24 protein-coding genes and 1 pseudogene are annotated in these 22,979 nt (G+C 35.7%); 12 read left to right on the top strand and 13 right to left on the bottom strand.

The window, feature by feature from the left end; genetic code table 11:
* Window positions 1-113: 113 nt before the first annotated feature.
* Window positions 114-854, top strand: a complete 741-nt coding sequence (locus tag FNOD_RS00420) for an energy-coupling factor transporter transmembrane component T family protein (protein WP_011993267.1) — start codon at window positions 114-116, stop codon at window positions 852-854.
* Here FNOD_RS00420 and FNOD_RS00415 read toward each other — a convergent pair.
* The 8 genes from FNOD_RS00415 to FNOD_RS00380 all read right to left on the bottom strand — a co-directional run bounded on the left by FNOD_RS00415 (window position 826) and on the right by FNOD_RS00380 (window position 9,205).
* Window positions 826-1,959 (bottom strand): aspartate aminotransferase family protein, encoded by a 1,134-nt coding sequence (locus FNOD_RS00415; protein ID WP_011993266.1) that lies wholly within the window; start codon window positions 1,957-1,959, stop codon window positions 826-828. The genes FNOD_RS00420 and FNOD_RS00415 overlap by 29 nt on opposite strands.
* Window positions 1,960-1,991: 32 nt before the next feature.
* On the bottom strand, window positions 1,992-3,194 hold the full coding sequence (locus FNOD_RS00410) for an aspartate kinase (protein ID WP_011993265.1): 1,203 nt from the start codon (window positions 3,192-3,194) through the stop codon (window positions 1,992-1,994).
* Window positions 3,195-3,200: 6 nt separating this feature from the next.
* A complete protein-coding gene (gene dapD, locus FNOD_RS00405; protein WP_011993264.1) occupies window positions 3,201-3,950 on the bottom strand; it encodes a 2,3,4,5-tetrahydropyridine-2,6-dicarboxylate N-acetyltransferase in 750 nt (249 codons plus the stop codon).
* Between the two features lie 21 nt (window positions 3,951-3,971).
* Window positions 3,972-4,619, bottom strand: a complete 648-nt coding sequence (locus FNOD_RS00400) for a 4-hydroxy-tetrahydrodipicolinate reductase (protein ID WP_011993263.1) — start codon at window positions 4,617-4,619, stop codon at window positions 3,972-3,974.
* Window positions 4,616-5,494, bottom strand: coding sequence for a 4-hydroxy-tetrahydrodipicolinate synthase (gene dapA / locus FNOD_RS00395; protein ID WP_041257010.1), 879 nt, complete (start codon window positions 5,492-5,494; stop codon window positions 4,616-4,618). Before dapA ends, FNOD_RS00400 begins: the two co-directional genes overlap by 4 nt.
* Before the next feature lie 28 nt (window positions 5,495-5,522).
* A complete protein-coding gene (dapF, locus tag FNOD_RS00390; RefSeq protein WP_011993261.1) occupies window positions 5,523-6,260 on the bottom strand; it encodes a diaminopimelate epimerase in 738 nt (245 codons plus the stop codon).
* Between the two features lie 5 nt (window positions 6,261-6,265).
* Window positions 6,266-7,258 (bottom strand): aspartate-semialdehyde dehydrogenase, encoded by a 993-nt coding sequence (locus FNOD_RS00385; RefSeq protein WP_011993260.1) that lies wholly within the window; start codon window positions 7,256-7,258, stop codon window positions 6,266-6,268.
* 342 nt (window positions 7,259-7,600) lie between these two features.
* Window positions 7,601-9,205, bottom strand: a complete 1,605-nt coding sequence (locus FNOD_RS00380) for a GGDEF domain-containing protein (protein ID WP_011993259.1) — start codon at window positions 9,203-9,205, stop codon at window positions 7,601-7,603.
* Between the two features lie 98 nt (window positions 9,206-9,303).
* Between FNOD_RS00380 and FNOD_RS00375 the strand changes: the two genes are divergently transcribed.
* Complete coding sequence (locus tag FNOD_RS00375; protein WP_041256734.1) at window positions 9,304-9,537, top strand: DUF4258 domain-containing protein; 234 nt, start codon at window positions 9,304-9,306, stop codon at window positions 9,535-9,537.
* An 86-nt stretch (window positions 9,538-9,623) separates the two neighbouring features.
* Here FNOD_RS00375 and FNOD_RS00370 read toward each other — a convergent pair whose 3' ends face one another.
* Window positions 9,624-9,917: a nitroreductase family protein gene (locus FNOD_RS00370; protein WP_049750979.1), complete on the bottom strand. Its 294-nt coding sequence runs from the start codon at window positions 9,915-9,917 to the stop codon at window positions 9,624-9,626.
* A 323-nt stretch (window positions 9,918-10,240) separates the two neighbouring features.
* On the opposite strand from FNOD_RS00370, the gene FNOD_RS00365 reads away from it, so the two are divergent.
* The 6 genes from FNOD_RS00365 (at window position 10,241) to FNOD_RS00345 (ending at window position 15,432) form a co-directional block, all read left to right on the top strand.
* Complete coding sequence (locus FNOD_RS00365; protein ID WP_187146491.1) at window positions 10,241-10,567, top strand: P-loop NTPase family protein; 327 nt, start codon at window positions 10,241-10,243, stop codon at window positions 10,565-10,567.
* A gap of 86 nt (window positions 10,568-10,653) precedes the next feature.
* Window positions 10,654-10,779, top strand: a complete 126-nt coding sequence (locus FNOD_RS09905; RefSeq protein WP_274376819.1) for a hypothetical protein — start codon at window positions 10,654-10,656, stop codon at window positions 10,777-10,779.
* A 332-nt stretch (window positions 10,780-11,111) separates the two neighbouring features.
* Entirely contained in the window at window positions 11,112-12,371 is a 1,260-nt protein-coding gene (locus FNOD_RS00360; protein ID WP_011993258.1) for an IS110 family RNA-guided transposase, read from the top strand.
* A gap of 143 nt (window positions 12,372-12,514) precedes the next feature.
* A complete protein-coding gene (locus FNOD_RS00355) occupies window positions 12,515-12,931 on the top strand; it encodes a transposase (RefSeq protein WP_011993257.1) in 417 nt (138 codons plus the stop codon).
* A 20-nt stretch (window positions 12,932-12,951) separates the two neighbouring features.
* The gene (locus FNOD_RS00350) at window positions 12,952-13,914 is read left to right on the top strand and encodes an IS3 family transposase (protein ID WP_337998404.1); all 963 of its coding nucleotides are present in this window, start codon (window positions 12,952-12,954) and stop codon (window positions 13,912-13,914) included.
* A 327-nt stretch (window positions 13,915-14,241) separates the two neighbouring features.
* A complete protein-coding gene (locus tag FNOD_RS00345) occupies window positions 14,242-15,432 on the top strand; it encodes a pyridoxal phosphate-dependent aminotransferase (protein ID WP_011993255.1) in 1,191 nt (396 codons plus the stop codon).
* A gap of 63 nt (window positions 15,433-15,495) precedes the next feature.
* Here the strand turns inward: FNOD_RS00345 and FNOD_RS00340 are convergent, their stop codons facing one another.
* Window positions 15,496-16,764: a hypothetical protein gene (locus FNOD_RS00340; protein ID WP_011993254.1), complete on the bottom strand. Its 1,269-nt coding sequence runs from the start codon at window positions 16,762-16,764 to the stop codon at window positions 15,496-15,498.
* Between the two features lie 142 nt (window positions 16,765-16,906).
* Between FNOD_RS00340 and FNOD_RS00335 the strand changes: the two genes are divergently transcribed.
* The 3 genes and pseudogenes from FNOD_RS00335 to FNOD_RS09955 form a co-directional block, all read left to right on the top strand.
* Complete coding sequence (locus FNOD_RS00335) at window positions 16,907-18,343, top strand: glycosyltransferase (protein ID WP_011993253.1); 1,437 nt, start codon at window positions 16,907-16,909, stop codon at window positions 18,341-18,343.
* A complete protein-coding gene (locus tag FNOD_RS09795; RefSeq protein WP_011993252.1) occupies window positions 18,343-19,398 on the top strand; it encodes a thermonuclease family protein in 1,056 nt (351 codons plus the stop codon). Before FNOD_RS00335 ends, FNOD_RS09795 begins: the two co-directional genes overlap by 1 nt.
* A gap of 500 nt (window positions 19,399-19,898) precedes the next feature.
* Window positions 19,899-20,045: pseudogene (locus tag FNOD_RS09955) on the top strand (glycosyl hydrolase 108 family protein); the annotation flags it as partial.
* Between the two features lie 219 nt (window positions 20,046-20,264).
* On the opposite strand, the gene FNOD_RS00320 reads toward FNOD_RS09955, so the two are convergent.
* Complete coding sequence (locus FNOD_RS00320) at window positions 20,265-20,723, bottom strand: indolepyruvate ferredoxin oxidoreductase subunit alpha (protein ID WP_187146490.1); 459 nt, start codon at window positions 20,721-20,723, stop codon at window positions 20,265-20,267.
* A 93-nt stretch (window positions 20,724-20,816) separates the two neighbouring features.
* On the opposite strand from FNOD_RS00320, the gene FNOD_RS09480 reads away from it, so the two are divergent.
* Window positions 20,817-21,050, top strand: a complete 234-nt coding sequence (locus FNOD_RS09480) for a hypothetical protein (protein WP_148202015.1) — start codon at window positions 20,817-20,819, stop codon at window positions 21,048-21,050.
* 72 nt (window positions 21,051-21,122) lie between these two features.
* Here the strand turns inward: FNOD_RS09480 and FNOD_RS00315 are convergent, their stop codons facing one another.
* Both FNOD_RS00315 and FNOD_RS00310 read right to left on the bottom strand, forming a co-directional pair.
* Complete coding sequence (locus FNOD_RS00315) at window positions 21,123-22,115, bottom strand: redoxin domain-containing protein (RefSeq protein WP_011993251.1); 993 nt, start codon at window positions 22,113-22,115, stop codon at window positions 21,123-21,125.
* On the bottom strand, window positions 22,112-22,942 hold the full coding sequence (locus FNOD_RS00310; protein WP_011993250.1) for a thiamine pyrophosphate-dependent enzyme: 831 nt from the start codon (window positions 22,940-22,942) through the stop codon (window positions 22,112-22,114). The genes FNOD_RS00315 and FNOD_RS00310 overlap by 4 nt, the downstream gene beginning before the upstream one ends.
* Window positions 22,943-22,979 lie beyond the last annotated feature (37 nt).

Raw genomic sequence — 22,979 nt, 5'->3', positions numbered from 1 at the left:
TCCTTATTGAGAGTATATTGGGGGGTGTCCCCTATTTAAGAAGATAATATGGTTTTTGAAATTTATCAATACCTTTGGTTAACAAAATCTTGAAAAAAATCGGAGGTGTTTTTTTGAACATTACCATTGGAAAATATATTCCAAAAGATTCTGTGATTCATAAAATAGATCCACGGGCAAAATTGATAAGTGTGATAATTCAAATTACTTTAGTTATGCTTGTGAGTAATTTAATTGAATATATAATTCCTGTATCGCTTTTCATTATATTGATGTACCTTTCAAAAATAAAGCCAATAGCTTATTTAAGAAGTTTGAAAAGTATGTGGTTTTTAATACTTTTCGCAGGGTTAGTCCAATATTTTGAAGGTGGTGTTGTTTCCGCGTTGTATATAATTTTAAGATTAGTATTGGTATTTTTATTTGCCTCAATGTTGACTTACACAACACCACCACTTTTAACAGCGAGAGGCATTGTCGAAATGTTAAAATATGTAAAGGTCAAAGAAGAAGCTCGCGAAGATTTTGGTATGATGTTAGCTATATCGATAAGATTTATCCCTGTACTATTAGACGAAACTGATCGAATAATTAAAGCACAACTTTCAAGAGGTGCTAAGTATTCTGAAAAGGGTATAAGAAACAAACTCTCTGCTGTTACAAGCATAATAATTCCGTTGCTCGTTTCATCTTTAAGGAAAGCAGAGGAGCTTTCTCTTGCACTTCAAGCAAGAAAATATGGTCTTGGTAAACGAACGCACTATTACTCACTCAAATGGAACATTTCAGATACTGTGTTTTTATTATCCAATATAACCGTACTTGCTATTGTAATTGCGATAAGGCTTTTTTGAATTTTAAAGATACTTCTTCAATTTCTTCCTCATTTATATTCAATGGTAATAGAAATCTTATAGTCCCATTTCCAAGTATATTTACTAAAAGTCCATGTTCTAAAAATACCTCCGCTTTTAATACATTGTTTTTGGCTAATGAAATACCTCTCATAAGTCCCATTCCTTTCACTGAGCTAACAAAACTTAAACTTTTGAATTTTTCTTCGAATAACTCTCCCATTTTTTCAACATGTGCCAATAACTTTTCATCAATCATCTCAAGTACAGCTCTTCCGCCAGCTAAAGCTACAGGGTTAGGTGCAAACGTCGAACCGTGTTCACCTTTATTTAGTACATCCGCGTACTCACCAAGCATAATACATGCACCTAAAGGTACCCCACCACCAATTCCCTTTGCCAAAGTTACGATATCCGGTTCTACGTCAAAATGCTGGTATGCATAGAATTTCCCAGTTCTTCCTAAACCGCTCTGGACTTCGTCTACTACAAGTATAAATCCTTTCTCTTTTTTGTATCGAGATATGATATTTAAAATATCGTTAGGTATCACATCAAGACCTCCGCTACCGTGAATAACTTCTACAAATACCGCTGCGATGTCACTTTCTCTTTCAAAAAAATTGGTAACGGTATCATTATCATATGGCAAGAATACAACATCTTGGTCATTGACAAACTGTTCTCTTATGTTCGGGAAACCTGTTACACTCAAAGCTTTCATCGTCCTACCGTGAAAATTCTTATCAAATGAAACTATTTTCCCACTTTTACGAACTTTTCTTATAATTTTTAAAGCACATTCTGTACTCTCTGCTCCAGAATTTGTGAAAAAAACTCTTCCATCTTTTTTGGTCTCTTTTACTAATCTTTCAGCGATAAACTCCGCATCTTCGTCTAAGAAAAAGTTTGATAAATGGACATACCTTTCCATTTTACGTTTCATTGCATCTATTACCTTCTCATGGTTATGTCCAAAGAGCAGAACACCAATGCCCATAAATGTGTCGATGTATTGATTCCCTCTATCATCCCAAAGGTATATGCCTTTTCCTCGTGATATTTTCATCGGATAGCGATTGTAAGTATTGGCGATATAGCTCACGTAACTCACTCCCTGTCATTTTATGTTAAATTTTACAATTCAAACGCCTCACAGATTTTTTTAACGAGCATCTCAGCTTTATCTTCCGGAACAAGAACTGATATCTTTATCTCGGATGTCGTTATTAATTCTGGTTCTACTTGCTCACTTTGCAATACTTCCAAAAGTTTTGATGCAACACCGTAACTTGACCTCATACCAGTACCAACAACCGTTATCTTTGCAAATTGTCCGTAAAAATGATACTTCGCACCATAGACCGAAAGTGTTTCGTTCAATAGCTCTTCAATCTTTCCAACACCATCGGGCACAACCGTAAAAGAAACATGTGTTGATGAACCGTTCTTAACAAGTGAAATCATATCTACATTTATGCCTTTATCGGCAACTCTTTTGAATATATCGGCGATAACCGTGGCTTCGTTTGGTAAATCCATAATTGAAACTTTCATCTGATTTCTATCCAAACTTACACCCGTTACAACAGGCTCTTCAAGCCATTCTGGTAATCTGTCAACCACCCACGTTCCCTCCTCCTGTGAAAATGAAGAAGCACAGTAAATTTTTACATTATACTTTTTTGCTATTTCAACAGACCTTGAGTGAAGGACTTTTGCGCCAGTCGCGGCAAGTTCAAGCATATCATCATAGGTTATATAATCCCATTTCTTTGCATTCGGATATAACCTTGGGTCACACGAATAGACACCAACAACATCACTGTAAATCTCACAATCGCACTTTAATTTCGCAGCTAGAGCAACTGCAGAAGTATCCGATCCACCGCGACCGAGTGTTGTGAAGTGACCATCTTCTGTAACCCCCTGAAATCCGGTAACAACAATTACGTCGTATTCTTTCAAATATTCTCTTAAATGAGAAACACTTATATCCATTATCCTTGCGTTTGTATGGTGTTTTGTGGTTAATATCTTCGCTTGGAATGCGTTTAGTGATATTGCGTTTATACCAATATCTTTTAAAGTAATTGCAACAAGGGCACACGAAACTTGTTCACCAGTTACAAGGAGCATATCTAATTCTCTTTCATCAGGCCTTTGCGAAAGTGATTTGGCAAGGTTTATAAGCTGGTCTGTTGTCTTCCCCATAGCTGAAATAACTGACACAACTTTGTACCCTTCTTGAACTTTTTTGGCAATTCTATTAGCAACATTCTTTATTCTATCCGTATCAGCAACCGAAGAACCTCCATATTTTTGTACAACTACCCTCACTATTCCTCACCTCAATTTTCTTAATTCTTCGATGAGCTGTGTTTTACTTATAGTTTTTTCATCAACTTTTTTAATTACTTTTGCTGGAACACCCGCAACCACCGTGTAAGGTGGAACATCTTCAACAACGACCGCACCAGCCGCAACAACGGAGTGTTCACCAACCCTTACACCTTCTAAAATGACCGCATTTGCACCTATTACAACGTTATCTTCTATAATCACTGGTTGAGCACTTGGTGGTTCAACAACCCCGGCGATAACACTCCCAGCACCAATGTGACAATATTTTCCAATCCTTGCTCTTGCACCAATAACAGTATTCATGTCAATCATTGTACCTTCACCAATGATAGCTCCCAAATTAATTACCGCACCCATCATAATAACTGCGTTATTACCTATTTCAACATATTCACGAATTATCGCGCCAGGCTCTATTCGAGCGTTAAATTTTGAAATATCGGAAAGTGGTATAGCCGAATTATGTGCTATGTATTCAACTTTAAAAGAAGTGATTGAATTGTTTCGGAGTATTTCTTTTATATATTCGTAATTTCCAAAAAGCACACCAAAATCTTGACCACCAACAAACTCAAATTCTTTACCGTATCCTTCGAAATCACGAATATCCAAAGCCTTTAAGTTACCACTTACGTAAACTCTAACTATGGTTTTCTTCTTACTGTTAGCTATGAGTTGTATTATCTCTTCACTGGTTAATTCACTTACCTTCTTATTGGATATATCAGCCATATTCATTCCCCCATTTTTTGTCTAAAATTCATTTAAAACATCTGAGTATGAATAAAAACCCTTATTTTTTTCCAAGGCAAACAATGCTGCTTTTCTAACACCTAAAGAAAATGCCCTCCTTGATAAAGCTGTGTGCTTTATTTCTATAACTTCTCCAGCGTTTGAAAATATAACTACATGTTCACCAAAAACACCACCTATTCTTAGAGAGCTTATAGGTATTTCACGACTCAGAGAGTTCTTTAGCATTATCGCTGTTCCTGAAGGTGCGTCTTTCTTTTGATTGTGATGAATCTCGACTATAGCACCATCCCAATCTGAAAAGTATTTACCAAAACTTTCCAAAATAGATTTCAAAATAGCTATACCTTGCGAAAAGTTATAACTTTGAACGACAGGAACAATATTTGATAACTCTCTTAACCTATCGAAATCTTCGCCTGTTAAAGCAGTTGTACCTATCACAAGTGGGCATGAAAATTTCTGGCATAGTTCAATAGTTTTATCAAGCGCTGACCTATTTGAAAAATCTATTATTACATCTGGTCTATCTACTATTTCTTCTAAACCAATATCTATTTTCATGACCAGCTCATCACCTATACTTGAAAAATAATCTATTATCTCTCTTCCCATCTTCCCGTTGGCACCAATAACTCCGTATTTCATGATAATACACCAACTTTCTTCATAACTTTTTCCAAAAGCTCTACAGTTGATTGTTTTGCTGGAACAAGTGGTAATCTGAGTTCATTTTTAATTATTCCAAGCAAATTTAAAGCAGCTTTTACCGGAATTGGATTAGTCTCTACGAAGAGAACCTTCATAAGTTCTAAGTATTTGAAATGAATATTCCTAGCTGTGACAACGTCATTTTGAAGAGTTTTATTTGCTAATTCTACCATCTGTTCTGGAATAATGTTTGAAGCCACTGAAATAACACCTTTTGCACCGGCGCATATCATATGAAAAGCTCTATCATCATTCCCAGAGTATATGTAAAAATCACCATTGGTTAGTCTGTATATTTCATCGGCTTGATTGACATCAGTGTTTGCCTCTTTTATCGCCACTATGTTTTTACAGTCACTTGCGAGTCTTGCAACCGTCTCGGGTGAGATGTTTACACCTGTTCTACTTGGAACATTGTAAATTATTATTGGCTTAGATAAACGTTCAGATAAGTATTTATAATGTGCGTATAACCCCTCCTGTGTTGGTTTGTTGTAATACGGTGTAACAATTAACAGTGCATCTGCTCCCGATTTCTCAGCACTCAAGGAAAGTTCTAACGTCTTACGAGTATCGTTTGTTCCCGTACCAACTATAACTTGCGCTTTTCCCTCACAGATTTGCTTTGTCAAAGCCACAAGTTTTTCACGTTCCTCAACAGTCAATGTTACTCCTTCACCGGTTGTCCCTGCAACAACGATAGCTTTAACCCCCGATTCAATCTGCCATCGGACTAACTTTTCGTACGAACCATAATCAACCTCACCATTACTAAACGGTGTCACAATTGCTGTGCCTACGCCTGTAAACATATCAAAACCACGAATCTTTAATCCATTTTCACTCATGTTCGACCCTCCCTTCAAGATAAACCTCATTCTCTTTAAACAAAACATGCAACACACCACCAAGTGACAAAACTTTGATTTCATCAGGCTGTTTACCATCTTTTAAAATGTAATACTTATAATAAAACGACGTTGAAGTAATTCCAGAACCACAAGATTTTGTCTCGCGCTCTACACCGCGTTCAAAAGTTCTTACCCTAAGAAATTTCTCTTGAACTACATCGTAAAAATTAACATTTGCATCAAAAATCCTTCGAATTTCAGGTGCCACATTTTCAATATCTATAAAATCTACATTTTCAACTCGTATCACGATGTGTGGAACACCTGTTTCGATAAGAGCTCCTTGAAAACTTTCGTAAGATATTTGTTTTACATATTTTGGATTGGGCATTTGAACAGATACATCCTCATCAACTAATGCCTTTAACATCCCTGAAGTTGTTGAAAATAAAACTTCTCCACTTAAACCATAGTATTCCTTCAAATAATTAACAAACGTTCTTGCACCGTTACCGCAAAATGCCGCCCTTTTACCATCTCTGTTGAAATAATCCATATGAAACAAATTGTTATTCCTTTCAACGAATATCGCCCCATCACGATTTTCAACACTTTTGAGTACTATTTCAGACTTTTCAGAATCATCTAGAGTGTTATCCAGACAATCTATTAATATAAACGTGTTACCGTTAGCGTTGTACTTGTAAATTTTTAATTTTTTATCCATCAAAATCACTCGCCTGACTTGACGGATATTTTATTCAATTCAATATGCTTTTCCATAATTCTAACGGCATTTGTCGCAGCACCAACGCGAAGATTATCAGCGACAACCCATACACCAAATGTATGAGCATCGAATAATCTTATTCTACTTACATGCACGTAATCATCCTTTTCAACCTCGATTGGTGTAACTATGTCTTCGTGAACAACGACATCTTCACCACTTGAAATAGTATCGATTAAATCTTCTTTTGACATGATTGGAAAGAGGGTTCTGGCAATAATACTTTCAGAATGACCTATCCTAACAGGCACTCTAACCGTTGTAGGATAAACATTCACAGAACGAGAGTTTAAAATCTTTTTAGTTTCATTTATCATCTTCCATTCTTCTTGAGTTATATCGTCTACTATACTCCCAATAAGTGGGATAACATTATGCGCAATTTGTCTCGCAAAAACAGAATAACGGTTACTACCAGCAAGTTGTTCTTCGTATTCTCTTATAGCCTTATACCCTGCACCTGAAACTGCTTGGTACGTAGAAACAAAAATCTCGTGGAGTTGGTATCTATCGTGTACTCTGTAAAGTGCCAGGACCATCTGGATAGTTGAACAATTCGGATTTGCAACTATTCCCTGGTAATTTTTCAATAAATGACCGTTGATTTCAGGAACAACCAATGGAATCTCAGGTACCATCCTAAATGCCGAAGAATTATCGATAACTACTGTCCCAGCTTCAGCCGCAATAGGTGCGAATTCTTTCGAAACATCTGAACCAGCGGAAAATAGTAAATAATCAAAGCCTTCTTTCATAGCATCTGGAGTAAGCCTTTCAACTAAAACTTCCATACCCCTAAATTTCATAACCTGCCCAGACGATCTTTCAGAAGCAAATAACCTAATCTCTGAAATTTCCACTTTGGAATTCTCCAAAACTTCCACCATGTTTCTACCAACCGCACCTGTTGCACCAACAATACCTACCTTCAACATAACTCCAACCTCCCTTTAAACCTAAATTGTAAAATTTATGAAATCTATAAAAAAAGCGGGCTACAGATTTAACTGTAGCCCGCTTTAGGTGATTTACTTGCGTTTATTTATTCCATGCCAAACGCAAGCTGACCACCTTCCAGCGGGCAGCTGCGTTTAGCTTTCTTATTCATTTTGCTGAAATTATTGTTTAAAAGGTCTGCTTGACTTTTTAATTCCATACCTTCAATACTCCCTATCAAAAAGTGTTAAATCTTTTGGATAAATTATACAAAAAAACTCCCATATTTGTCAAGATAAATTTGAAAAAAATCGAAAATCTTACTTAATCTCTATAATGATTCATATATCTTTATTTTCTATTTTTTTGTAAAAATTATCTTTCATCTCATACATCAATTTATCTGCTTTAAATAATGCCTCTTGTAAATTTGAGGAACCTGAGACAACACCGTAAGAGAAATCTGGTTTCAATTTGTGAGATGAGTTAAACTTCTCTTTTGCATTGTCCATTATTTCCTTCGCTTTTTCAACAGGGCAATCTTTTAAAACAACCAAAAACTCATCTCCACCCATTCGAACTATCGAATCAGATTTTCTTATAACCGACCTTAAAGTATTAACTAACAATTTGAGTATCTGATCACCAACATCGTGCCCATAATTATCGTTAATCTGTTTGAATCTATTTAAATCTATATAGGCCAGAGCATCGTTTTCAGAAATTTTAATCTCCGAAAGTGCGCCCCTTGTATACGCACCTGTCAGACTATCTGTAATACTTTTCATATGTGCTAAAGAAATACCAACAACCATATCTCTGTACTCGTTAACAAGACTGTACGCAAAACCACCGAATAGAGCTATGATGCCATACATAGACAGTAATTTTTGATTTCTTGAAAGAAACATTACAAAACCATCATGGATAACTGTTAAAGCAAAGAAAAATGAAAAAGCAATTTGTGCAGGTGAATATGTTTTGAAAATTACTATAACTAGATATATTGCATTTAAAAACAACATAACAGCGATGTTATTTGTAAACGTTTTTAAAAAATAATGACTTGGAGACAACAACAATATTGCTGCCGATAGGAAATTAATAAAAATGAATATCTTTGCACCAATGGATATCTTTCCACTAAATAGCTTAAAAATTCCGTAAATCAAAGCAGCGAAAGCCAAATAAGCAGATGAAACAAATATCTTTCTAAGTATAAGTATTATCGTATAACTTCCCGTAGTTGGTATTGGAAGAAGATCAAGCATCCAAATTGCTCCTAGCAAACTTGACATTGATAAATGAAGGTATGCACTTTTTTTCTCTTTCAAAAGGCTGCGGGAGATAAGGTACAATATGATAGATAATGTCATAGCAAGTCCAATACTTGTCAATAAAAGTATATTTGTCATTAAGTATGAAATCAAATATTTATACTTCTCATTCTCAGGTATAATAGTAGGTACAAAGTCTATACCTATTTCATAGACGCCGGAAATCTCTATTGCTATCTCACTTGTATCTAACGGGATTTGAAAAAGAAAAGGTTGGTACCAAAAATGCCCATTACGACTCTCAGAAAACCCATAACTTCCAATTAACCTGTTATTTGAGTAAACCGCCAAATAACTTCCATCAACCTGTGGTAAATAAAGATAATAAACCTTATCACCAAAATAATTTTTTTCAAGTTTCGAGAAAAATATTGCTGTTGTTGGCTTTCTTAATATCTCGTAATACGGAACTTTTATTTGCTTAATTTCTATACTACCAACATTGTTCTCACGTATCATTGTCCAATCTTGAATCTTGTAACCTTGGACTGATATCGAATATCTCATAATTATAACTAAAAGCAAAAATGCTAAAAATGCTATAAAATAATATATAAAAGAGAATCTAATGATCGAAATAAATTTAAAGAATTGTTCCTTTGTTCTCATTCTTATCCTCCCAAATAAGCATCAATGAATAATATCTTTATAATTATATCACAACAAAACAGAAGAAACGAAAGACTTTTTTAAGGAGGTCTACTGAATTGATTATACATATAGAATTACTAGACAAAGATTTGCTTTTAACACCACATTCGTTTGAAAGAATGTTAGAAAGGCAAATAAACTTTGAGGAGCTAAAAGAGCTTTTAGAGTCAAAAGATTCACAGGTAATCTTTCAAAAGAATGGAAACATAAGGATAACAAATGGAAAATTGTCAGCGATAGTCAGATGGTCCGGTCGAGAATTTTATCTTGTTACCGTCTATAGAGATTGAAAGAATAAAAAACCGCCCTTTCGGGCGGAAAATACTAAATGCTCGGAGTTGCAGGGTGAGTGGAGGGTGAGTTTATATTATTTATATTATTCAAACTTTAAAATATTTTCTAAAGGCTGTCTGTTTCTTTCACTTTGTTCAGCTTGAGTATGTTTTTCGTTAAGCATCTCAAAATTTCCCCAGTATCCAACTGCGATTATGGTTATAACTATACCATCTATTTCTAAAATTTCCTTGACTTTCAACGGGTCGTATCCAGCTACCGGGTGTGCAACTAAACCCATTTGCGTCGCTTGAGCGAGTAAAAATCCAACAGCCGTACCTGTATCAAAAAGTGCGTAATTTCTTCCATCGCTTAATTGGCAACCAAAATCATTCATGGAATCGTGCCAAACCTAATAAAGGTCGAAAGAAGATATACCCCACATATGACCCTTTCAAAATGTATTACTGCATAAGAACAAAGGAAAGACTAAAAGAATTCATAATTGAAATTCCCTATAAAAAAACTTCTCAAACATTGAAATAGCTGAAAGCCTTGAGCCAGAAATAAATATGGCAAACCTGTACTTGAAAAAAGAGCTTTACAAAAAGGGATATGGAATTTACTTTTATGGATCAGCAGGATCAGGAAAAATCCATTTATCCTTTGCCATACTAAACGAAATAAACCAAAAGCCCGAATATTATGCATTTGCCATATTTGTCCCAAAATTTATACATAAAGATAAGAGATTTTTACTCAAGCGAAGATATAGAGATATATCCCATAAATGAAATTGCAAGAATACCAATTTTACTTGTGGATGCTCTTGGAGCAGAAAGATACACTGAATGGGTACAAGGGCAGATAGTCCAGCTTTTAGACTATCGCTACAGAAATAAACTTGCCACAATAATCACTTCAAATTTAAAACTAAATGACATAAAGGAAAAAATAGGAGAAAGGATATATTCAAGAGTAGTTGGACTTTCAAAGTCAGTTCTTGTAGTATCTCTTGACAAAAGAAAGAGAGAGCAAAACTGGTGATCATGGAAGTAAAGGCAAAAGAGATAATTGAGCTTTTTAATCTTGAAGAATAGTATAAAGAGTTCAAAGAGATAGTGGATGAATTCATGAAAAAGGTAGAGCAAGCAGGCTACGACAGAGACTTTTTCACTTGCAAGCTGAGGAATGAATTTGAAAAAGAAAAAAGAATAATACCTGTAATTTTTATGGAGAAATATAGAAAAGAAAATTAAAAATGTGATATAATTTTAAGGAAAGAAAAAGATTTGTATAATTTTTAGCCTCATTTTAGGAAAGAGTAAATTATACTTAAAAAAATCATTAATATCGGCTTAGCAATAGCGATCATCTTAACATTTCTAATTTCTTTAGGTTTTGCACAGATGAGCGTTAAAGAGATTAGAAGTGATTTAGAAAAAAGAGATTTTAGTAAGTTAATAATAGGGGGAATGAGAGTTTATGAGATTAGGAAAGCATTCCTGTAAGGAAAAATAGATTTTGAAAAAAGTATCGCCTCCTGATAATATATAATTACCCCATCACACTAAAATCAGGAGGCGATACCATGGAACAAAAGTATGTTAATCCAAAAGTTTCAAGAATTTCTCAAGACACTCTAATTGTCGGTATTGATGTTGCTAAAAGAAATCATTGGGTTAGGATGACTGATTATCGTGGAATTGATTTGATTAGCCCTTTCAAGATTAATAATACCATAGATGGTATTAAAATGTTAGAGGAAAAAATAAGAATTATTAAGCAAAAGGAAGGGTTAAACAACGTAATCTTAGGCATGGAACCATCAGGGCATTATTGGAAGGTTTTAGCTTGGCAAATGAAATCTAACGAGCAAGTAAATTATCTTGTTGGAGTAAATCCATATCATGTGAAGAAAAGCAAAGAATTTGATGATAACTCACCTAGTAAAAATGACAAGAAAGATGCAGGATTAATAGCCAAATTAATCAAAGATGGAAGATATTTCGATATGCATTTATCAAATGATGTGTATAGTGAGTTAAAAGTATTAACCACGACAAGGGAACAATTAGTAAGTAAGAGAAAAAATTCAAAAAATATTGTAATAGCTATAATAGACGAATACTTTCCTGAGTATGAGAAGATATACAAAAACATATTTTCGGAAGGTTCGATGAAATTATTAAAGACCTATCCATTTCCGGAAGAGATATTAAGAGTTGGAGTAGAAGAAATAGAAAGTGTATTGAAAGAATCGACAAAGGGGAAAGACTGGAAAAGTAGGGCGCGGAAGATATACGAAGCAGCGAGAGAATCGGTAGGAGTAAGAGCAGGGCAAAAAAGTGCGAAAATGAAATTAAGGATGCTATTGGAAGAAATAGAGCTATTAACAAGACAAATTCAAGAGCTAGAAGAAGAGATGAAAAAAATGATAGAAGAAACAGAAGAAGGGGAATATATAGAAAGTGTGCCAGGGATAGGAACGGTAATGACAGCCACGATATTAGGAGAGACAGGAGGGTTAAGCAGGTTTAAAAGCTGGAAACAAATAAGGAAATTAGCTGGATTGAACCTGTACGAAGAAAGTTCTGGAGAACACAAAGGAAAAACGCGGATAACAAAAAGAGGGCGGCCGTTACTGAGGAAAATAATATACTTGATGGCAAAAACGGTGATAAGACATAACCGTGAAATAATGGAAAAATATTTAAAACTGAGGAAAAGAGAAAAAAATCCATTAAAAGAGACACAAGCATTGATAGCAATAGGATTGAAAATGATAAGGATAATATTCAAGTTAGTGAAAAGCAAGACAAGATATGAACCGGAGAGAGTATATGTATAGGTGAGAAAGCCGGTCACCTCCATTAGGAAAGTAACCAGGATACGAGAATAAGCAAACTCACCATACCTCAACATATTCACCCCATGAAGGATTTGGAGGGAAATTAGGAGAGTGATAAAATTCATCTTAGAGGGGTGAGTCGTATGCAGAGCAGGAAAGAGTATTCTCCAGAGTTCAAACTTACTGTCGTCAAGGAATATCTTAACGGTGATAAGTCACAAGCGCAGATTTGTGAGAAATATTCAATCTCTCCCAGCATATTCTTCAGATGGTTGAAGAATTACAAGGAATCAGGATACGATGATTCAGTATTCAATGTCAGCAGAGGAAGGCCGGGATCAATCATATCAGATTATTCAAAGATACCGCCATTCATCTTTGAATCGGCAGGTGTTCGGAGAGACGATTCAACCAATCCGAACGACACAATTGCCTTGAAACGGAAACTTGAATACTACGAGAAGATACTGCTCGAGAAGGAAGTACAATTGAGGATAGCATTAGACCAAATAGAGTTATTAAAAAAAACAAACAGCAAGAAAGAGAATCAACAAAAGTAAAATCGACAAATGTTGGAGAATTGTTAATAAGTTTGAAGTACAAGAGAATTGGAGTATGCCTAAGATATCTTTTAGGGAAGTTTCAAATGAGTTCAAGCACATTTTACGCAACAACACGAACGTTCTTTTCAATAGATTGGATAAAGGGAAAGAGCAAAAGAAGATGCAAAGGCTACTCAACAAAGGTAACAGGGGAAACAATCAGCGACGAAGAAATAGAGGGACTTTTAGTTACGATATACGAGAATGAGAACTGTAATGATCCAGAATACTACATCAAGACACTTGGAGACAAGAAGCTCTCGAAAGTACTGAAGAGAAGATACGGAATAATAGTAAATCACAAGAAAATATACAGAATGAGGAAAGAACTCGGACTAATACGTAAGTACAAGAAACATGCAAAACATCCAAAGAAAAGGCCAAAGGATCATGAAATAGGAGAGACAAATAGATATTGGGAAGCAGACATTAAATTCATACCGACAAAGAAAGACGGATACGTACCGATGCTTGACATAATAGACGTGAGAGACAAAACGATAGTAGGGACACATTTGGGACAGAAGAGCAAATCGAAGAACTTCATAGAATGCATAGAAAGAGCGATAGAATACAGGAAAGTAGATACGAAGAAACTGACGATAAGGACAGACAATGGGCCACAATTCAAATCAAAAGCAACGGAAGGATACCTGGAAGAAATGGGAATAGAGCATGAATTTGGATACAAGAACAATCCAAACAGCCAAGCATACATAGAGTCACATCATTCAGTAGTAGAGAGAGAATTCGTACAAATGAATGAATTTGAGTACATAGAAGACGTATACAATGCATACAAAGCATACATATACTTCTACCAAGAGATAAGGCCGCACGGATCATTAGGATATATGACACCGAGCGAATATGATGAACTATTAAACGAGCAAGAAAGTAGGAAAGGCGCAATTAACAGAGTGGTGGTTGTGAAAAAATGAGACTCGCTTAATTATTCTCCAAAAACAGGGGGTTTAACCGCTCAAATAGGACGAAGGAATGTGAGAGTGTGGAACAAACCAGGTGGGCATAAGAGGGTTAGTTTGAGGGAAAATGGTGGGGAAGTAGTTAAAAAAAATAATCTAAGAAGGAATAAAGCGACATAAAAATAATGAATTAATTCATTAAAGATAAAAAATTAAAATTATTAAGATTTTAGATAAACTCTTTTGGAAAAGAAAGGGAAGTAAGAATTTTTTGAAAAAATAAGAAAAAACGTATTTCAGGAGGCTAATCAAAAATATTTCTTTGAAGAGGAGGCAAGAGAAATGGTATCAAAAAGGGCAGTTGAAACACCCGCAAGTCCAATAAGAAGATTGGTCCCGTACGCAGACGAAGCTAAAAAAAGAGGTATAAATATTTACTATCTCAACATAGGACAGCCGGATATAAAGACTCCAAGCGTGTGGTACGAATATATCGATAAATACAAACCAGAAGTCGTTGCATACACTCATTCTCAGGGTCTTTTAGAACTCAGGGAAGCTTTTTCAAAATACTACGCAAGGCATAACATACACGTGAGCGCCGACGAAATAATGGTAACAAACGGTGGAAGCGAAGCGATAATGTTTGCTCTTGGTGTCGTATGCGACCCAGGTGATGAGGTTATCACAATAGAACCATTCTACGCAAATTACCTTGGATTTGCTTCCTATCTAAATGTCAAACTTGTTCCCGTGACTGCCCACACTGAAGACGGCTATCGACTGCCGCCGATGAGTGAATTTGAAAAGGTTGTCAGCCCAAAAACGAAAGCTATTCTCTTCTCAAACCCGTCGAATCCAACGGGCACAGTCTACACCTACGAAGAGATGAAGCAAATTGTTGAATTCGCAAAGAAGCATAATCTTGTGATAATCTCGGACGAAGTGTACAGGGAATTCACATTCGACGGCAGGAAACACATATCAGTATTTCATTTCGAAGGAATCGAAGAACAGACGATAATGGTTGACAGTATATCGAAAAGGTACAGCGCCTGCGGCGCAAGGATAGGAACGTTGGTAACCAAGAACAAAGAATTTTACAAAAGCGCTCTCAAATTTGCACAGGCAAGGCTTTGTCCAGCGGAGACAACACAATTCGGTGCTATTGGATTGCTTACACTTGGCGAGGAATACACAAATTCAGTGAGGGATGAATACCAAAAAAGAAGAGACGCAACATACGAAGCGATGAAAGAAATCCCTGGGGTAGTTGTACACAAACCTGAGGGAGCGTTCTACCTCTCTGCAAAGCTTCCAGTTGACAATGCGGAAGACTTTATAATCTGGATGCTCAAAGAATTCAACGTTGACGGAAAAACGACGATGGTATCACCGCTCAGCGGATTCTACGCAACGCCAGGAGCAGGAATGAGTGAAATAAGGATAGCGTACGTACTTGAAGCCGAAAAGCTCGCAGACGCCGTGAGGATACTTGGGGAAGGGATAAGGGAATATAATAAAAGAAAATAACAAAGGGTAGAAGAAATAAAACAGGGGCATTTGTGAAATGCCCCTGTTTGTTTTTCTTAGAAATTAGAAAACAGCGTAGAACCACTTCAATATCTTTAATCCATCCTTTGGAACGAAGAAATCCTTCAATGTCATATTTGCTGAAATGACGTCTTCATCTCCTGCGATTATGTTTGCATCAAGGTCAATGTTGTAAGGTTGAAATTCAGTTGAGCTGATTACAGGGAATGTGTAAACATCGTTTTCTAAAGCTTGTAAGTAGCCCTTTGATATTTTAACATAGTAGTCTGTATCTAGATTTGGGTAACCCCCTTCAGAAAGCTCATAATACGAGGTAACACGGAACAAATACAGAATATCAGACATTCCTGACAGACCTGGATTGTACGGAGTAATTGTTGCTTTCAGTGTTCCATCCATTACCTCTGTTGCTACCAATGTTTCAGGAAGTTCGGCAGGAGTGATAGAACTTGTAGCAAATGGCGTAGTTGTTGGATATGCTTTTCTATATTCTGAATATGTGAATCCTTCTTTCCAATTGAAGTAATCAAACACGTACAAATCTGTATCGTTCTTCAACGAACTTGGAATTTTGTGGTCCTGGTCATGTGAAGCTACACCAAATGCAGCAGTCTTTCCACCTACCAACCAGTCTAAGAAAATGTCTTCAAAACGATTTATTCTTTCACTATCTTTAAAATCAGATGTGCTCAAGTTAATTGTTTTATCGGTGTATAACTCGAAATTTCTTAATATAGCAACTTTCTGAACGCCTTCTTCAGACCACAATGATGGATAATAAATTACCAAATCACCTTTGCCTTTTGGCAGATGTTCAGCGACCGCGACTTTGTTGCCACTAACATCGTCAATCGATGGAAAGCGGTGTTCAATCAAGAAGAATATTCCGAGTTGCGTATTTGTAGCAAAATCACTTGGCAGGTTGATTGTCAGCGTCGCTTCATCTTCGTCGGTTGCATTTCCAACATCCACCGGTACAAAATTCGTTTCCAAGAGCTTGTAATGTATAAAAAACACCTTTGTTGCTGAATAAGTATCACTTGGTTCAGCAACAGCCACGGAATAAAGACCACTTGGATCGTTGACGGTGAATTTATAAACACCGCCTGTTCCAGTCAACTTATTCCAAGTGCCATTTAAACCGTCCCTTACGAAAACCAAAGTTGCATTCGTAATATGCCCATGTCGCGATGTTTGGATAACAACTTCCTTAGGATTTTCAGCCGGTGTTAGGGGTATACAAGAAACCAAAACCGTGATAACAAAAGCTAAAACTAAAATTCCGTGGAAATAACTTCCTTTAACTCTCATACTCTCACCTCCAAAAGTAGGATGGGGGTTTTGCCCCGGATATATATTTAGACTGCTGGAGATATGAAACGTTCATGGAATGTAGGATAAAGAGAACCACTTGGGGAAAAATATATTTGAAAGAAGCGAGGGAGGTTACAGTATGAATGATCAAATTCTAAAACTAATAGAGTCGGGTAATTATTTAAAAGCTTTTGAAATGATTGATAAGCTTGAAGATGATGATCCAAAAAAGCATAACTTTCTTGGGATGATATACTTCAACCAGGGAAAACTAAATGAAGCAAAAGAAGCATTTGAAAAGGGACTTAAATATAATCCCATAGATTCTGATTTACTATTTAACTATGGGTATGTCCTGAAACAGTTTGGAAATGACAAAGAGGCCTGGAGATACTTGATGAGAATTCATGATAAAGATTGGGCAGTCTACGACTTACTTGGTGATACGCAATTCAACCAAGGAAATATCCCTATGGCCTTAAAATATTATTCGAAAGCAGCACAGATTACAGACAATGAAGAAATGAAAAAGAAGTTTTTAGAAATGTACAAAAAAGAGAAAAAGGATACGAAAATAGCCTTTTTATGCCTACCGGAATTGGACAATTTTTTGAAGGATATTGTTGAGACATTATCTTTTGTGTACGATACCAAGCTTGTCGTAACTACGGATGGAAAGACAATAGACGAAGCGGTAAAGTGGGCTGATATAGTCTGGATTGAATGGGCGAATGAGATGGCGGTGTTTGTAACCAAACAGGTGCCAGAGATTGAAAGTAAAAAAGTGATATGTAGACTTCACAGTTATGAGGTTTTCACTAATCTTCCTGAACAAATAAATTGGTCTAAAATTCATACTCTAATCTTTGTCGCTAAACACATTAAGGAACTGTTTCACGAATTGCATCCTTCGGTAGATACTAAAGAATTGGATGAGATAGTTATAAGTAATGGTGTGAATTTAGAGAAATTTAAATTTTTATCGCATATTCCTGGGTACAATCTAGCGGTTGTTGCCCATATTAATTATAAAAAAGATCCTACCATGTGGATTCAGTTGATTGCGAAATTGAAAGAAATAGACAATAGGTATAAGCTTCACATAGCAGGAGATTTTCAGGATTTGCGATACAAGGTGTACTTTGAACATGCTATTAAAGAGCTCAAACTGAATGAAAACGTTGTTTTGCATGGTTGGATTAATAACGTAGACAAATTTCTGGAAGATAAGAACTATGTCATATCAACAAGTATACATGAAAGTTTTGGCTACAACATAGGTGAAGCCTTAGCACGAGGTATAAAAGCTGTGATTTTGAATTACCGAGGAGCGAAAGAACAATGGCCAAATGATTTGTTGTTCAATACTCTTGATGAGGCACTCGAAAGTATTATTGTTTCTGAGAAATATGATTCTGAAAGATACAGAGCATTTGTTGAAGACAATTGCTCACTTGAAAAACAAATTCTAGAAATTAGCTGCATGCTTAAGAACGAATTTAACAGTAAAGAAAGAAAGGGTATCAATGTTACTCCAGTAGTTTTAGACGGGCCGGTCCTTTTCTTTCTTCTTTAATTTTTGCACAGGAGCTCCCTAAATTAACTCCAGCGAAAGTAATTAGAGTAATTGATGGAGATACTTTTGAAGCTCAAATTGGAAATAAAACTGAAAAGATAAGACTTATAGGAGTAAATTGTCCAGAAAGTACTACAACAGTTGAACCTTTTGGAACTGAAGCCTCTGATTTTGCTAAAAGTATACTTTTGAATAAAGAAGTATTTTTAGAATTTGATGTTGAATATCTTGATAAATATGAAAGAGTGCTTGCTTATGCATGGCTTACACAGCCCAAGGAAATAAGTGAAGAAGAAATAAGGAATAAAATGTTTAATGCCATGGTACTCCTTAATGGTTATGCTCAAACAATGACTATCCCTCCTAATGTAAAATATGTAGACTATTTTGTTAAGTTTCAAAAAGAAGCAAGAGAGAAAAACAAAGGACTGTGGGGCATAGAAGTTGTTCAAGAAGAAAGTAAAGAGGAATTAGAACATACAAACCTTGCTTCTGAAGAAATTAAAAGGATAAGAAAAGATCTTGAAGAAAGAAAAGAATTAATAAGAAAAACATATACTTTCTCTCAAAATGGAGCATTATACAGTTTGGCCTCTTTTGTGGAACCAGAAGGTATAATAATAATATTAATAGGCGGATTTGAAAGTGTCTTTTCTGAAGAAAATTTGGATCTATTCTTGGATAAATTATGCGATGCTTTTGTTTCTGCAAACTATCCCCTTGAGATTATGCTAAATGTTTACGTCCAAATTCCTGAGGATTATTCATTGATAGTTAAAGTCCCTATAGGAGCTATTTATGACTACGTTAAAGAAAAGATAAACAAGATAGACTTTTTGTCTAAGTGCATAATCTATATAAATGGAATAAAAGTAGATTATAAAAAGGTTTTTGCGGAAAAAGCACCTTACGTGGGAAATGTTAAGACAAAAGTCTTTCACAATTCTTCGTGTAGATATGTAAAAGAAATGGACGAGGAAAATAAAGTATATTTTAAAACGAGGGAAGAAGCCATTGACTCAGGATACAGACCCTGTAAAGTATGTAATCCATAATTAAAGATATTACAAAATTTATTATCCCTGTAAAGGTGTGAATAATTCAAGGTGGCTTGTGCGAGGCTGTTAAAAAGTAGCCGAGCGCAAGCCACAAAAAAATGAATTTAGGAATTTTCAAGATAAAATTTAAAAATGAAGAATTAATCTTTTTTGACGAAAAAGATAGTTATTTTTTTATCTTTTTCAGGAGATATAGAAAAACTTCAGGAGGTTTTAAATGATGATCCAAAAAAGATTAAAATATATTTTTCTCTTATTCCTTTTGGTATTGGGATTTACAATTTACAAAACAATGAAGGAATTGGAGTTATTTTAATAAAACTTTGGTAAATGAGGAAAGGAAAGAAGATATGAAAGAAAACTTTGAAAAGGCATTTTCCTTTGTATTGAAATGGGAAGATTATATACAAATGATAAAGATGATCCTGGGGAGAGACAAAATATGGAATAAGCAAAAAAAGCTTTCCAAATCTTGACATAAAGAATTTAACCTTAAAAAAGCAAAAGAAATATACAGAGAAAATTTTTGGAAAAAGATGGAATGTGATAAGCTCCTATATCCTGTGGATGTAATAACATTTGATACCGCAGTAAATATGGGAATATCAACAGCAAAGAAATTTTTCCAAAAGTCCTTCCGATGAAAAGCGGGTATCTGGTTCTGGTCTTTCAGCCCTCACCCAAATCGCCTTTGGCGACTTCAGATACCCGCCAAACGTTGAGTGAAGTTGTACTGGAAGTTATATTGAATGAAGGAAATAAACAAACTCCGGAAAAAGCTTGAGGATTTCATACCGTTTGAATCCAAATCAAATGATTACTCTGAATTTGTTAATATTTTGACAGGAAATTTTACAACCCCCCTATCCTATGTAGTGCAAATAAAGTACATAAAAAACTGGTCTGTGTCCGCATCCTGGACAAAGTTGTGGTGGCCTTTGTATAACGCGGATGTTTCCAACTTTTTTGGGAAATTCGTAAACTAAATCAGGCCACACTTTTTTCAGAACATCTCTCACCTTCTCAGGTGTATATTCACCAATCCAATCTTCTAAATCTATCTTCCCAATTATTTTTGTATTTATGCCCTCTTCGTAGGCCATTGATTTAACGTATTGCTCAATAAAACCATCAAGCTCTTCTAAAATCTTAACTTCTTCGTGTGATTTTAGAAATTCAATTACAGCTTTTCTTGGCAAAGGATAAACCATACCAAGTCTTAAAACATCTACTTTTTCAACGCTATCACCAAGTACATCTAAAAGTGAAAGATAAGGGAGCCCAGCAGTTATAATCCCCCGATTGGAGTGTTTTTTTGACATATAAACAAACTCTTCGGAAATCTTTCCCCACTCGCTTAATTTTTCTAAAGCTCTTCGCTTCATTACAGGTACGTTGTTGCCTATTGGTATATATTGATTATACATATAAAGTTACTAGACAAAGATTTGCTTCTAACACCACATTCGTTTGAAAGAATGTTAGAAAGGCAAATAAACTTCGAGGAGCTAAAAGAGCTTTTAGAGTCAAAAGATTCACAGGTAATCTTTCAAAAGAATGGAAATATAAGGATAACAAATGGAAAATTGTCAGCGATAGTCAGATGGTCTGGTCGAGAATTTTATCTTGTTACCGTCTATAGAGATTGAAAGAATAAAAAACCGCCCTTTCGGGCGGAAAATACTAAATGCTCGGAGTTGCAGGGTGAGTGGAGGGTGAGTTTATATTATTTTTAAAATATTTTCTAAAGGCTGTCTGTTTCTTTCACTTTGTTCCGCTTGAGTATGTTTTTCGTTAAGCATCTCAAAATTTCCCCAGTATCCAACTGCGATTATGGTTATAACTATACCATCTATTCCTAAAATTTCCTTGACTTTCAACGGGTCGTATCCAGCTACCGGGTGTGCAACTAAACCCATTTGCGTTGCTTGAGCGAGTAAAAATCCTACGGCCATACCTGTATCAAAAAGTGCGTAATTTCTTCCATCACTTAACTGGCAACCAAAATCATTCTTAGTATATACCACTATTAACGCAGGTGCATGTTTCATCCAATAATTTCCTTCGCTTAATGCACTATGAATTTGTTGAAGTTTTTCTTGAGTTCTCACTATTACAAATCTCCATGGTTGTTTATTCATACAAGAAGGCGCAAGATGCGCCGCCTCAACAAGTTTTTTCAAATCTTCATCACTCAGCGGAAGAGGTCTTATACCTCTAAATGCCCGCCTAACTTTTATATTGTCTGAAATCTTTTTGTCCTCTTCAACTAATTTCTTATACTCTTCTAAAACTTCTTTCGCATGACCTTGAACACTAACTTTAATCCATTCTCGCCTGATTCTTCCCCATGGGTCAATAATGAAGGTTGAGCGTATTAATTTACCATCTTTAACAACACCAAATTGCTCAGCAACTTTTTTATCCGGGTCGGATAGCAATTTTACCTTTAACCCTCTCTTAGATTTGAATTTAGAAATCGCATTGCAGCTATCTGGCGATATACCAATAACGTTTCCCTCAAACTCATCTATTAGATGTGTAAAATCGATACCTTCCATTGTACAACCAGGGGTATCCGCTTTTGGATAGAAATACACAACGGTGTATTTACCAAGAAGATTCACTGAGGAAAATTCATTTCCATCCTCATCTTTTAGGACAAATTCGGGCACTGTTTTGTAATTGCTATCAACTTTCACCATGTTACTCATAATTCAACCCCCCTATAAGCTACCGGTGTCTTATCATTTTTGTAAGGTGCTAATTGTTCTTCAAAAACAGGTTTATTCGGATTTTTGTATATAACGCCAAGCGCTAATTTACTTGTATCCGTAGCTATTTTGAACGCAGCATCTCTGTCTGTTGGATCGTAATTATCCGGCAGTAAATATGTATTTTCTCTGTACCATTGATAAGTATTGACTTTATTAAACGTAACACACGGTTGGAGTATATCTACAAGTGCGTACCCTTTGTGTTGTATCGCCATTTTTATTAGTTCAACTGTCAAATTAAAATTCCCAGAAAAACTTCGTGCAACAAAAGACGCGTCTAAAGCCACTGCAACTGCTATGGGATTAAATGGGTCAACGTATGTACCTTCAAATTGGAGTGTTGTCACCTGACCACGTGCAGTCGTCGGTGAGGCTTGACCTTTCGTTAAACCATATATCTGGTTATCGTGTACAATATTAGTTATATTTGGATTTTTTCTTATCGTATGTATAAAGTGATTACCACCTTCACCATACGTACATCCATCTCCGCTCTCTGCGATGACTACCAAATCCGGATTGACCATTTTTATAGCAACTGCTGCTGGAAGTGACCTTCCGTGCAAACCATTGAACATATGAGCCTTAACATACTGTGGCATTTTCGCGGCTTGACCAATACCAGAGACAACAACAATTCTCGTAGGTTCTATCTCAAGTTGTGCAAGTGCAGTTTTAAGTTCATTTATAATTCCAAAATTTCCACATCCTGGACACCAAGCTATATCCGCATCTGGTATATCGTAAATTTTTGTTTCAAACATTTCAATCATCCTCCTTCTAACTTTCTAACTTCCTTTT

The organism is Fervidobacterium nodosum Rt17-B1, from assembly GCF_000017545.1.
Classification (GTDB): Bacteria; Thermotogota; Thermotogae; order Thermotogales; family Fervidobacteriaceae; genus Fervidobacterium; species Fervidobacterium nodosum.
This window is presented reverse-complemented; position numbering and strand designations above follow the sequence as displayed.